Origin of the sequence: Actinomadura geliboluensis (assembly GCF_043197915.1) — a bacterium.
Taxonomy (GTDB): domain Bacteria; phylum Actinomycetota; class Actinomycetes; order Streptosporangiales; family Streptosporangiaceae; genus Spirillospora; species Spirillospora geliboluensis.
In genome coordinates this window covers 410,952-423,167 of record NZ_JBICUA010000010.1, presented here as the reverse complement: position 1 = coordinate 423,167, position 12,216 = coordinate 410,952, and the positions used below count along the sequence as shown (strand labels likewise).

Below are 12,216 nucleotides of genomic sequence, written 5' to 3'. Positions count from 1 at the left end.
GGTACCCGTCGTTGACGCCATGAACGGCGCGCACCCACCCTGGAGGCATGCGCGTCGCGTTCGTGATCTATGACGGGTTCCAGGTCCTGGACCTGGCCGGGCCGCACGAGGTCTTCGAGCACACCGGCCGGTACGAATGCCTGGTCGCCGCGCCGCGGCCGGGGCCGGTGCGGTCGTCCGGCGGGCTGCCGGTGCACGCGGGCCTCGGCATCGCCGACCTGGCGCCCGGAAGCGTCGACACGCTCGTGGTGGCCGGCGGTACCGGGGTCGACCGGGCGCGGGAGGACAGGGCGCTCGTGCGCTGGGTCGCGGAGGCCGCGACGACCGCGCGGCGGGTCGCGTCCGTGTGCAGCGGCGCGCTGCTGCTCGCCGAGGCCGGGGTGCTGGACGGGCGCCGCGTCACCACGCACTGGGCCCGCGCGCGGCAGCTCGGGACGGAGTACCCGCGGCTCGACGTCGACTGCGACCCGATCTTCATCCGCGACGGCAACGTCTGGACGTCCGCCGGCGTCACGGCCGGGATGGACCTCGCCCTCGCCATGGTGGAGGACGACCTCGGCCGGGACGCGGCGCACGCGGTGGCGCGGGAGCTGGTGATGTTCCTGCGGCGGCCGGGCAGCCAGTCGCAGTTCAGCGTCCCGCTGTGGTCGGCGCAGCCCGCGACCGACCCGATTCGGGCGGCGGTGTCGTCCGTCCAGGCCGATCCGGGCGCCCGGCACACGATCGCCGACCTGGCCGAGCGGTCCGGGCTGAGCGCGCGGCACCTGCAGCGCAGGTTCACCGCCGAGGTGGGCGTGCCGCCCGCCGCGTACGTCGAGCGGATCCGCATAGAGGCGGCACAGCGGGCGCTGGTGGAGGGCGACGAGCCCGTGGAGGCGCTGGCCCGCCGGCTCGGCTTCGGGACGGGCGAGACGCTGCGCAGGGCGTTCCACCGGCATGTCGGTGTCGCGCCGTCCGACTACAGGGACCGATTCCGAGGGACGAGGGAGTACGCATGACCACGTACGGGCTGCTGGTGTTCGAGGACGCGGAGGAACTCGACTTCGCGGGGCCGTGGGAGGTGTTCACGGCGTCGGCGATGGTGCGCGGCCAAGGCGACGAGGCGTTCCTCGTCGCCGAGCGGACGGAGCCGGTGCGCTGTGCCAAGGGAATGAGGGTTCTGCCAGACCGCACCCTGGACGACCACCCGAAGCTGGACGTCCTCCTGGTCCCCGGTGGGCGGGGCGCAAGGCTGACCCAGCCGCACAACCAGGCGGTGACGGGCTGGATAGCGAAGACCGCCGCACAGGCCGACTGGGTGGCGAGCGTCTGCACCGGCGCGTTCCTGCTGCACGCGGCGGGCCCGGCTAAGGGGCGGAGGGTCGCGACCCACTGGTCGGAGGAGGACACCCTGGAAGCGCAGGGTGACGTGACGGTCGTCCGCGACGCCCGCTACGTCGTGGACGGAAACCTCGTCACCAGCCAGGGGGTCTCCGCGGGCATCGACATGGCGCTGTGGCTGATCGGACGCATCCACGGCCGCGACCACGCGCGCGCGGTGCGCCGCTACATCCAGTACGACCCCGCGCCGCCGTACCTGGCCGACGAACCCGTCTGATCGACCTCGATCGGAAGGAACATTCCGTGATGATCTTCGCTTATCGGCATAATCACGGAAATGGCGATGTCGCTTCCGGTGCGGTTCCGCAGCGAGGGCGGGCGGGTGGCGGTGGAGACCGACCCACTGCACGCCCCGCTGCGCGACTTTCTCATCAACGACCTGGGCGAGGACGTCTCCGCGATCGCCCGCGCCCGGGGCCGGCTGGGCGGCGGTTCGTCCGCGCCCTGGCAGGAGCAGTACCGCTACCACCGCCTCGACTTCGACGGCGCGATGGTCCATGTGCGGGACGTCGGCGGGTGGGCGTCCTGCGACCTCGACCCGGACGTCCTGCGGCGGTGCCTGGACGAGTACCTCCACCAGATCGGCTCGCTGCGGAGCCGGCGGAGCCTCGAACGGGTCCTCGGCGAGCCGCGCAACGGCGAACCGGTGGCGAGCTCCCTGGCCCTCGGCTCGGTCTCCCACCGGACGCAGGGCTGGGGGCTCATCCAGTCGCCGCGCGCCATGCTGGAGGACATGGCCGGGCTGACCCCGCACCCGGACGCCTGCCTCCCGCACGGCGTCCTAGAGACGGCCTCAGGCCCGTGCTGGGCCGACCTGGCCGTCCTTGACGAGGCCGGCACGCGCCTGCGCGGTGGCACCAAGACCTTCATGCCGCGCGGCATCGACCCTGAGCGCCTCATGGCGGAACTGGGCAACACCTTGACCCAGGCCCGTTTCGTCAGTGCCATCCCGGGGGCGTGGGCGGGCGTCATCGCCGGTGTTCCGGTGCACGGCTACATCGACCCGGACGCCGTCCTACGGCTCCCTTGCCAGCCGATCGAGATCGAGGGGGTCGTCCGGCACGTGCGGGTGTTCTTTCCCGAACTGGCCGATTCCGGGGTCGACCTGGAGACGGCGGCGTCCACCGCGAGCACGTTCACGCAGACCGTGCATGGGCCGCGCCACGTCCTGACCGCGTTCCTGCTCCACGACGTGCAGAGCCACCGGCACCATCTGGAGGTCGTTCGTTCCGCGCGTCCCGGCTGGGAGCACACGGGGAACGCGTGCCATTTGCGGGTAGACGTCCAGACCGTCCGGTTGGAGCACCTGTGGCTGCCGGGGCACGCCTGCGAGATGCCGACGGGCGAGTTCGCGGGCGTCCTCTACGAGTACGAACGCCACCTGACTCCCTAGCGCTGCGATCATTCTCCTTAGGCAGGGAACCGGGGAGGGCGCGCGCATGGCTGTGATGGGACGACTCGTAGACCGCCTCTTCGGGCTCCCAGGCGTGCCTACACCGGATGTACGCATGGCCCGTGACCTGCGCGTCCCCATGCCGGACGGAGTCGAACTCGTCGCCGACCTGTACCGCCCGCACGGGGCGGGGCCGATGCCCGCCGTCCTCATCCGCACCCCGTACGGCAAGCGGCAGCCGGTGATGCGGCTGTACGCCGGGGTCCTCGCGAGGCGCGGCTTCCAGGTCGTCATCCAGAACGTGCGCGGCGTCCTCGGATCGGGCGGCGAATTCCACGCCTTCCACACCGAGAAGGAGGACGGCCTGGCGACGCTCAAGTGGCTCCGTGACCAACCGTGGTGCGACGGCAAGGTGGCCATGGTGGGCGCGAGCTACCTCGGCTTCGCCGAGTGGGCCGTCGCACCCTACGCAGACCCTCCGCTGGAGGCGCTGGGGCTCGGCATCACCGCGTCCGAATTCGTGAGCTCCTTCTATCCGGGTGGTGCGCTCGCCCTCCACAACACGCTCGTCTGGTCGTCGTTGATGGGCACGCAGGACGACAAGAGGACCCCGTTCCAGAAACCGGCCCACGACAGGCGCGTCCGGCAGGCGATGCGCTACCTCCCCGTGGGGGAAGCCGACACCGCCGCCATCGGACGTCCTGAATCGTTCCTGCGCGAGGTAACCGCCCACGCGGAACCGGGCGACACGTTCTGGGAGGAGACCGACCACAGCGCCGCCGTCCCCGGCACCGCCACGCCGACCACGATGGTGACGGGCTGGTGGGACCTCTTCCTGCGCGGCCAACTGCGCGACTTCACCGCCCTCCAAGAGGCCGGACGGCAGGTGCGCATCACCATCGGCCCATGGGGACACGACACCAAAGCCCTCCGCGCGATGGTCGCCGACCAGGTGTCCTGGCTGAACGCACACCTGAACGGCGACAAGGCCCAGCTGCGCAGGGCGCCGGTAAGGCTCCACCTGCAGAAGGCAGACCAGTGGCTGGACTTCGAGCAGTGGCCCCCGCCCGAGACCAAGCCCACGCCGCTCTACCTGTCCCGGAGCCTCGTCTGGGACGTCCCGCCCAACACTGACCCCGCCACGTTCACCTACGACCCTCTCGACCCCACTCCGACCGTCGGCGGGCCGCTCCTGTCACCCGGCAAGGGCGGGCAGCGCGACAACACGCGCATCGAGCAGCGCGACGACGTCGCCGTCCTGACGAGCGCGCCCCTGGACGGCGACCTCGACCTGATCGGCCCGGTCGCGGCGACGATCCACGTCCGGACGAGCACCGGCCACGGCGACCTGTTCATCCGCCTCTGCGACGTCGACCGCGACGGCGTCTCCCGCAACGTCACCGACGGCATCCTCCGCATCAGGGACGAAGGCGTGGTCCGGGCCCAGATCGAGATGCACCCGACCGCGTACCGGTTCCTGCGCGGGCACCGGCTGCGCGTCATGCTCGCGGGCGGCGCGTTCCCCCGCTTCGCCCGCAACCACGGCACCGGCGAGCCCGCCGGCCAGGCCGTCGCGTCCCGCCGCACCCGGTTCGAGATCCTGCGGGACGAGGACCACCCGTCCGCGATCCATCTCCCCGTATGGCGCGGCTAGCGCGCACCGTCAACCTGCGGCGTTCTCCGCACGGAGTGCCTCGAACTCCTTGAGCACCTTCTTACGCGACCTGGCCGAGAGCCGGTCGATGTAGAGCTTGCCCTCAAGGTGGTCTGTCTCGTGCTGGAGGCAGCGTGCGAGCAACCCCGTCCCCTCTACCGTGATGGCCGCACCCCTGATGTCGAAGCCGTGCACGGTCGCGTGGTCAGGACGCGCCAGACGCGCATGAGGGCCCGGTACGGAGAGGCACCCTTCCTCGTCGTCGTCCAACCGCCGGTCACCCAGCGCCGGCAGTTCCAGGACAGGGTTCACAACAGCGCCCTTGCGGCGCTCACCGTCCGCGTCAGGGCAGTCGTAGACGAAGACGCGCAGATCCACGCCGATCTGGTTCGCGGCCAGGCCGACACCGTCCGCCTCGTACATGCTGGCGAACATGTCGTCGGCCAGCTCGCGCAGCGCCTCGTCGAACTCCTCGACCGGCCGGCACGCCTGATGCAGGACGGGCGTCCCCACCAGCGTGATCGGCCGCACGCGTCCCGCCATCGTCTCGCGCCTCCCCAGCCGGCCGGACCGGCTCCCGCGGCCCGCCCGGACCCGCGTCCCGCAACGGTCTCCGGAGGACAAGCCTACGCAGACGCGATCACACCGTGCGTACACCCGGCGCACGCGCCCCGTTTCGGGCCGCCGCATCCCGGCCGAACGCGAAGCGTGGTCCGTTCGTCGCACACAGTCGCCCGCTTGTCGATGCGGCGGGTCGAATCCTCGAACCGGCCGGAGCTTCCTCGCTACCTTCTTCCCATCCGCCGCCGGCCGCTGCGAGCCGCTTCGGGGGGAGCGGCCGGTCCTGTGAGAGCACCCGGGGCCGGCACGGCGGAACGGGGGGAGAGGGGTCACTTCGGGGGGAGTGGCCCCTCCGTCCCCCCTTTCGCGCTTCTCGTGCGCGGCTCACGCGCCGCCGGGGGACAGCCGCCGGTCGCCCGGCGCGAGCCGGACGAGATGGTGCAGGAGCAGCAGCAGCTCGATGCGCCGGTCCGGGTCGAGCATCACCCCGCCGAGCGTCTCCTCCAGCCGCCGGATCCGGTACCGGACGGTCTGCTCGTGCACCAGCAGCCGCTCCGCCGCCGCCACCGCGTTGTCCCGGCACTCCATGTAGGTCAGCAGCGTCCGCGACAGCGCGTCCCTGCGGTGCGGCGGCAGCTCCATCAGCGGCGCGAGCCGGCCGTCGAGCGCCAGGTCGAGCAGCTCCTCGCTCTGCGCCGCCACCAGGCTCGGCAGGTGGTCCAGGCAGCGCAGCGGCTCCTTGCCCGGCAGGACGCCCCGCTCCACCAGCGCGAGCCCGCGCCGCGCCCAGCGCAGCGACATCGCCGCCCTCGCCGGCGGGACGGCCGGCCCGATCGCCGCCGACAGCGTCCCCTTGAGCGCCGCCGGCATCCGGTCGCGGCCGGGGCCGTCCGGGTCCGGGCAGATCAGGTACGGCTCGGCCGCGTCCCAGTCGGCGAGGAACGGGGGCGGCAGCACCGGGACGGCCCCGTCCGCGTCCGGGCGGACGGCGACCGCCACCGCGGCGAGCGTCCGCGGCACCGGCCAGCCCGCCGACCGCGCCACCTCCTCGATCGCCTCCGCGCTGGCCGGCGGGTCCATCACCAGCAGGTCGCGGAGCCGCCGCCGGAACCGCTCCCGCTCGCCCGCCAGCTCGCCCTGCGCCCGCGCGTAGCCCTGCCCGGCCGCGCCCGCGATGCGCTCCAGGAACACGAACAGCGACTCGGTGATCTGGCCGAGGGTGTCCAGCGACCAGTCGAGCCGGCGCGCGTCCTTGATGAACCGGCGGCACGCGACCTGCCCGCTCACCCGGATCGCGGTCTGCAGCCCGTCCAGGCTGCGGCCCTTGCGCGCCTCGTACGCGCCGATCTCCTCGAAGATGCCGGTGACCTTCTCCCACTCCATGCCGGGCCGGCCGATCGCGTCGACGAACTGCCGGACGGTCTCCTCCACGGCCCACCGCATCCGCCGCCCGTAGCGGCTCTCCGGCGGGCGCGCGTACTCCGGGACGAGGCCCTGGATCTCCTCCACCATCTCCGCCGCCGCCGCCTCCAGATGCGGCAGCATCGGACTCGCGACCTCCACCGGGAGCGCGGCGAGCGGGATGTCCGCGGCGGTGGACGTCCTCTTCCGGCTCATGGCCACCAGGGTCCGGCGCGGCGACGGTCCGGGGATAGGCGGGCACGGAAAGTTTCGGCGGCCCCCGCTTGTCACCCGGCTGACAGTCGCGGACACGCCGCGCGGCGTGTCGCGCGGCCCGCGGGCACGGCCTCTCCCGGGCCCGCCCGGACGCCCGCGTCAGAGAAAACAATCTCCCCGCAGCGGACCTCCGGGCGCCGAACCGGAATTCTTCGCAAAGCTATTCCCCGGACGGGCCAAACCGCGACGGATTACCTCCCAATAGGGCGGAGATCGGTATCGCCTACCGGACCTTCCCGACGTACCGACAATGGCCGGTCATTCGTCCCGCGCCGCGAAGACTTGACCCGAAGGAAGTCGACTTCCGGGGCCGGCTGCGAAATGGTCTCCCCCATGCATTCACGAATTCGTGCCGCCGCCGGGGCGTCCGGCCCCACCGGCTGGCTGCTGGCCTTTCTCGGCGCCCGCGAGCAGGCCCTGCGCACCCACACCGGACTCGCCGCCGGCCCGGCGGAATGGCTGCTGGTCTTCCTGGAGGTCGAGCGCACCGAGCTGGCCGCCCGGCGCCGTCCCGCCGCCGCCGTGCTGCCCCGCCGCGACCGGCGCGAGGACTCCCCGTTCGGCCGGCTCACCGCCCGCAGCGCGTAAAGGACGGCCATGACCCTCGAAATGCTCCTCGCCGCCCTGATCGGCGGCGCGATCGGCCTCGCCGAACTGGTCGCGCGCTACCGCGACAAGCCCGTCTCCGCCGCCCTGTCGCCGGGCGGCCTGCTGTTCGTCTTCGTCAACGGCAGCGCGTCCATCGTCGCGCTGATCGCGGTCACCGCCGCCGGCTGGACGTTCGGGCTGCCCGACACCACGCCCCCGGCGAGCCTCATGGTCGTCCGGGTGATCGCCGCCGGGCTCGGGTCCGCGGCCGTGCTGCGGATGTCGTTCGCCCCCGCCCAGAGCCGGACCGCCGGCACCGGCCCCGTCTCCGTCCTCAACGGCATCCTCCGGCTCACCGACACCGAACTGGAGCGCAAGCGCGCGCTCAGCAGGCTGTCGCACAACGACCTGTCGGGGCTGTCGTTCGAACGCGACCACGCGGCCCTCGCCGAGCTGTGCTGCCACCTGATGCGCGAGTTCGACCTGTCCGAGGCGCAGCGGCTCGGCGGCCTCGCCGCCGAACTGAGCAGCCGCGAGGACCTCACCGACGCCGACAAGCTGGACTGCTGGGGCCTGGAGCTGACCCGGCTGGTCGGTGAGCGCGCCCTCCGGCAGGCCGCCCGCCGGCTGCGGGACCGCCCCCGGGACGAGCCCCGCCCGCCCGCGCCGGAGGAGCGCGCCCCGGCGCACGACACAGACCACCTCGTGGAGACCGTGCCGCCGCCGCGGCCGCCCGTCGCCAAGACCTCCCGGCTCGCCGCGAGCACGGGCGGCCGGACGGAGCGCAAGTCGTTCAGCGACGTCTGACACCCCGGGAGATACCGGTGCGTCCCGCCAGCGGGCGCACCGGTATTTTTCGCGGAAGGACGCCATTTTTCGCGGGCCGTGCCATTCCGGCAGGACGTGCTATTTCGACCGGAGGGGGCCCGGGGCGGAATCGATTTCGTCCCGCTCCTCCAGGGTGGCCGCGATACGGTGCAGTGCCTCGGCCAGCGAGACGAGCGCCTGCACCTGGGCGGCCGCCATGAGATTTCCCGGGGAGGGGTCGGCGGCCTGCGCCTCCGCGGCCGCGTCGCACGCCTGCTGGCTCCACCAATGCACGCGGCGATCCTATTCGACGCGGTGAATGCGGCACCCGCCGCCGCGCCGCGCCATTACCGACACCGGAATTGAAAGGGCAGGAACATGAACTCAGCACCGCGCGCGGCACCGGGCGCCGCCGACCGGCGGCCGCCCCGCTGGGCCGGGAAGCCGGTGCGCCGGCTGACCACCGGCGAACTCGCCGAGGCCCTGGAGTACCTGGAGCGGCACCGCCCCGACGACGACGTCCTCGGCCGCGCCCTCGCCGGCGAGTTCGCCCGGCGCACCGCCGCCGCCGAGTTCGCCCGCCGCACCACCGCGGCCCGGCCCGGCGCCCCGGAACCGCCGCGCAGCCCCGCGCCGTGACGGCCCCTCACCCGGCGGACGCCGGCTCCACCGCGCCCTCGCCGACGGCCCGCCGCGCGCCGGCGCCCCGCCGGGCCAGCAGCGGGACGCACAGGAACACGGCCGTGCCCATGACGAGGAAGTACGGCGCCGTGCCGGCGTCCAGCAGGAACCCGCCCGCGAACGGGCCGAGGAAGAAGCCGAGCTGCCGCACCTCCGACAGGCCGAAGTAGGCGCCCTTGTGCTCGTCGGACGCCATCTCGTGGACGGCCATGTCGGGCATGGGCAGCAGGATGCCCTCGCCGACCGTCCAGAAGACGATCCCGGCGTACAGCCACGCCAGGCCGGACGGGCTCGCCCAGAAGCAGGCGAACGCCAGCGTGAAGTTCGCCGCCCCCAGCACGGTCATGGCGGTGCGGCCGACCCGGCCCGACACCCGGTCGATCGGCGGCTGCAGGGTCAGCGCCAGCACGGCGTTCGTGATGAACAGGACGGCGAAGTACCCCTCCGTCCGGTCGCCGTACCGCGCCTTCATGTACAGCGGGATCATCGACTCGAGCTGCGAGAAGACGAAGAACACCACGATGCCGCCGGCGACGACCGCGAGGAGCCGCCGGTCGCGGAGGGTGGCCGCCACCGACTGCCGCGCCGAGGGCCCGGAGCCCCGCCCCGCCCCGTCGCGCGGCTGCAGCGCGACCAGGTCGCGGTTCCGCACCAGCACCAGGACCAGGTAGGACGCGTAGAAGAACGCGGGCACGGCGAAGAACGCCACCGGACCCACGTGGTACAGCGCGCCGCCGATCGCGGGCCCGCCGATGGCGCCCGCGCACAGCGTCATGTACCGCACCCGGAACATGCGGCCCTCGTCGTCGGCCGCGTGCGACAACAGCTTCTTCGCGCCCGGCTCCACCATCAGCCGCGCCACGCCCAGCAGCAGGAACAGCACCACGATCGGCGCGGCGCCGCGGACCGCGGCCAGCAGCCCGTACACGACCACGTAGCAGACGAGCCCGGCCCGCATCAGCGGCACCGCCCCGAGCCGGTCGACGACCATCCCGCCGAGCAGCCCGCCGAACGCCGCGACGAGCGCGACCGCCCCGACGACCGCGCCCACGGCGGGCTTGCCGAACCCCGTGTGCTCGCTCAGGTACAGCGGCGCGAACGGCATCGCCGCGAAGAACGCGAGCGAGTTCAGCAGCGCGCCCCCTTCGAGCAGCCGCTGCACCGGGGTGAGCCGCCATAACGGCGTCCGCGTCGCGTCCGTCGCCTCCGCCACGCGGCGACACTACGGCCCGGCACCGACAGAATCCGCGCATCACGGCGGCGGGCAGGGTATAGGACGGGCTTGAGGAGGTCGTGATGGCAGGAAGCACGGAGGTCAGGCTGCGCAGGGTGTACGACCAGGCGTCGTCCGAGGACGGCAAGCGGATCCTGGTCGACCGCGTGTGGCCGCGCGGGCTGTCGAAGGACAAGGCCCGCCTGGACGAGTGGGAGAAGGACGTCGCCCCCTCGACCGAGCTGCGCAAGTGGTACGGCCACGACGTGGACAGGTTCGAGGAGTTCACCGACCGCTACGACGCCGAGCTGCGCGACCCCGATCGCGCCGCCGCCCTCGACCGTCTCCGCGCCCTCGCCGCCCACGGCACGATCACCCTCCTCACCGCGACAAAGGACATCGACCACAGCCAGGCCGCCGTCCTGGCCACCCACCTCCGCACCCCGGGCTGACCACCGCCCGCCCCTTCAGCGACCGCGGCGCATCCGTCGCGCGGGCGCTCTGAACGGTGCGTTGAATTTCCGGCGCGACTTGATGCCGGCGTCAAGACGACCTACCACTTCGCGTGGAAGCGGTGCCCCGCCTGACCGGAACGTCCCCGCGACACGCCGGGCCGCGTCCCCGCCCAGGGAGGACGCGGCCCGGCGCCTCGTCGGCCGGGGACGGGTTCCGACCTGCGGACAGGCGGTCTCAGGCGGTGAAACACAGGTTTTAGAGTGGAGGGGTCTGAAGGAAGGAACCACACCATGCCACTGGCCCCCCGTCTGCCGGCGCCACCCGAGACCCTGGCCATCCTGGAGGAGTCCTATGACAGGGTCCTCCACCGGGACCCGGGCGAGCCGGAGTTCCACCAGGCCGTCCACGAGGTGCTCGAATCCCTCGGCCCGGTGCTGGCGGCCCGGCCGGGGCTGGCCGCCGCCAAGATGGTCGAGCGGATGATCGAGCCCGAGCGCCAGATCATGTTCCGGGTGCCCTGGCAGGACGACAACGGCGTGATCCACGTCAACCGCGGCTTCCGCGTCGAGTTCAACGGCGCGCTCGGGCCGTACAAGGGCGGGCTCCGCTTCCACCCGACCGTGAACCTCGGCATCGTGAAGTTCCTCGGCTTCGAGCAGATCTTCAAGAACGCGCTGACGGGCCTCGGCATCGGCGGCGGCAAGGGCGGCAGCGACTTCGACCCGCACGGCCGCTCCGACGAGGAGGTCATGCGGTTCTGCCAGTCGTTCATGACCGAGCTGTACCGCCACGTCGGCGAGCACACCGACGTCCCCGCCGGCGACATCGGCGTCGGCGGCCGCGAGATCGGCTACCTGTTCGGCCAGTACCGCCGCGTCACGAACCGCTGGGAGGCGGGCATGCTGACCGGCAAGGGCGCGCTGTGGGGCGGCTCCGCCGGCCGGACGGAGGCCACCGGCTACGGCAACGTCATGTTCACCGCCGAGATGCTCCGCCGCCGCAAGGAGGACCTCGACGGCCAGCAGATCGTCGTGTCCGGCTCCGGCAACGTCGCGATCTACACGATCGAGAAGGCCCAGCAGCTCGGCGCCAACGTCGTCACCGTGTCCGACTCCAGCGGCTACGTCGTGGACGAGAAGGGCATCGACCTCGACCTGCTCAAGCACGTCAAGGAGGTCGACCGGGGCCGCGTCTCCGACTACGCCGAGGCGCGCGGCGCGTCCGCCCGGTTCGTCCCCGGCGGCCGGGTATGGGACGTCCCGGCCGACATCGCGCTCCCGTCCGCGACCCAGAACGAGCTGGACGCGGAGGCCGCGCGGATCCTCGTCCGCAACGGCGTCAAGGCGGTGTCCGAGGGCGCCAACATGCCGACCACGCCGGAGGCCGTGCACATCTTCCAGGACGCGGGCGTCGCGTTCGGCCCCGGCAAGGCCGCCAACGCCGGCGGCGTCGCCGTCAGCGCCCTGGAGATGCAGCAGAACGCGAGCCGCGCCTCCTGGTCCTTCTCCCGCGTGGAGGAGGAGCTGTCGACGATCATGACGAACATCCACGACACCTGCTACGAGACCGCCGAACGCTACGGCGCCCCAGGCGACTACGTCGTCGGCGCCAACATCGCCGGCTTCGAGCGCGTCGCCGAGGCCATGCTCGCCCAGGGCCTCATCTAACCGGTCCCCGCCTCCGGGACGGGCGCCTTCAACGGCGAGGGCCCCGCTCCCACCGGCCGCTCCCCTCCACGGCCCAAGCTCCGCGCACCCCCCCGCCCCTTCCTCCCCGCCACCCCAGCGCCCAGTCCCTCGCGCACGG

At 72.8% G+C, this 12,216-nt stretch carries 13 protein-coding genes; 9 read left to right on the top strand and 4 right to left on the bottom strand.

Features of this window, described 5'->3' with window-relative positions:
• Window positions 1-47 precede the first annotated feature (47 nt).
• The 4 genes from ACGFI1_RS31040 to ACGFI1_RS31025 all read left to right on the top strand — a co-directional run bounded on the left by ACGFI1_RS31040 (window position 48) and on the right by ACGFI1_RS31025 (window position 4,427).
• On the top strand, window positions 48-998 hold the full coding sequence (locus ACGFI1_RS31040; protein WP_392790483.1) for a GlxA family transcriptional regulator: 951 nt from the start codon (window positions 48-50) through the stop codon (window positions 996-998).
• On the top strand, window positions 995-1,597 hold the full coding sequence (locus ACGFI1_RS31035; RefSeq protein WP_392790480.1) for a DJ-1/PfpI family protein: 603 nt from the start codon (window positions 995-997) through the stop codon (window positions 1,595-1,597). Before ACGFI1_RS31040 ends, ACGFI1_RS31035 begins: the two co-directional genes overlap by 4 nt.
• A gap of 60 nt (window positions 1,598-1,657) precedes the next feature.
• Window positions 1,658-2,773: a hypothetical protein gene (locus ACGFI1_RS31030; protein WP_392790477.1), complete on the top strand. Its 1,116-nt coding sequence runs from the start codon at window positions 1,658-1,660 to the stop codon at window positions 2,771-2,773.
• A gap of 115 nt (window positions 2,774-2,888) precedes the next feature.
• Complete coding sequence (locus ACGFI1_RS31025; protein ID WP_392790474.1) at window positions 2,889-4,427, top strand: CocE/NonD family hydrolase; 1,539 nt, start codon at window positions 2,889-2,891, stop codon at window positions 4,425-4,427.
• Between the two features lie 9 nt (window positions 4,428-4,436).
• Here the strand turns inward: ACGFI1_RS31025 and def are convergent, their stop codons facing one another.
• A complete protein-coding gene (gene def / locus ACGFI1_RS31020) occupies window positions 4,437-4,970 on the bottom strand; it encodes a peptide deformylase (RefSeq protein WP_138640586.1) in 534 nt (177 codons plus the stop codon).
• A gap of 402 nt (window positions 4,971-5,372) precedes the next feature.
• Window positions 5,373-6,605 carry a PucR family transcriptional regulator gene (locus ACGFI1_RS31015; RefSeq protein ID WP_392790471.1) on the bottom strand — a complete coding sequence of 411 codons (1,233 nt, stop codon included), beginning with the start codon at window positions 6,603-6,605 and terminating at the stop codon, window positions 5,373-5,375.
• A gap of 393 nt (window positions 6,606-6,998) precedes the next feature.
• Here ACGFI1_RS31015 and ACGFI1_RS31010 point away from each other — a divergent pair, with 393 nt between their 5' ends.
• Both ACGFI1_RS31010 and ACGFI1_RS31005 read left to right on the top strand, forming a co-directional pair.
• Window positions 6,999-7,253: a hypothetical protein gene (locus tag ACGFI1_RS31010; protein WP_301175686.1), complete on the top strand. Its 255-nt coding sequence runs from the start codon at window positions 6,999-7,001 to the stop codon at window positions 7,251-7,253.
• Between the two features lie 9 nt (window positions 7,254-7,262).
• Window positions 7,263-8,060, top strand: a complete 798-nt coding sequence (locus ACGFI1_RS31005) for a hypothetical protein (protein ID WP_386874425.1) — start codon at window positions 7,263-7,265, stop codon at window positions 8,058-8,060.
• A 99-nt stretch (window positions 8,061-8,159) separates the two neighbouring features.
• Here the strand turns inward: ACGFI1_RS31005 and ACGFI1_RS31000 are convergent, their stop codons facing one another.
• Window positions 8,160-8,354 carry a hypothetical protein gene (locus ACGFI1_RS31000; protein WP_392741189.1) on the bottom strand — a complete coding sequence of 65 codons (195 nt, stop codon included), beginning with the start codon at window positions 8,352-8,354 and terminating at the stop codon, window positions 8,160-8,162.
• A gap of 84 nt (window positions 8,355-8,438) precedes the next feature.
• Here ACGFI1_RS31000 and ACGFI1_RS30995 point away from each other — a divergent pair, with 84 nt between their 5' ends.
• Entirely contained in the window at window positions 8,439-8,699 is a 261-nt protein-coding gene (locus tag ACGFI1_RS30995; protein ID WP_301175683.1) for a hypothetical protein, read from the top strand.
• Between the two features lie 7 nt (window positions 8,700-8,706).
• Here ACGFI1_RS30995 and ACGFI1_RS30990 read toward each other — a convergent pair whose 3' ends face one another.
• Complete coding sequence (locus ACGFI1_RS30990) at window positions 8,707-9,954, bottom strand: MFS transporter (protein WP_392790468.1); 1,248 nt, start codon at window positions 9,952-9,954, stop codon at window positions 8,707-8,709.
• A gap of 83 nt (window positions 9,955-10,037) precedes the next feature.
• Between ACGFI1_RS30990 and ACGFI1_RS30985 the strand changes: the two genes are divergently transcribed.
• Window positions 10,038-10,406, top strand: a complete 369-nt coding sequence (locus ACGFI1_RS30985) for a DUF488 domain-containing protein (protein ID WP_392790466.1) — start codon at window positions 10,038-10,040, stop codon at window positions 10,404-10,406.
• Between the two features lie 294 nt (window positions 10,407-10,700).
• Window positions 10,701-12,077 carry an NADP-specific glutamate dehydrogenase gene (gene gdhA, locus ACGFI1_RS30980; RefSeq protein WP_387076145.1) on the top strand — a complete coding sequence of 459 codons (1,377 nt, stop codon included), beginning with the start codon at window positions 10,701-10,703 and terminating at the stop codon, window positions 12,075-12,077.
• Window positions 12,078-12,216: the final 139 nt, after the last annotated feature.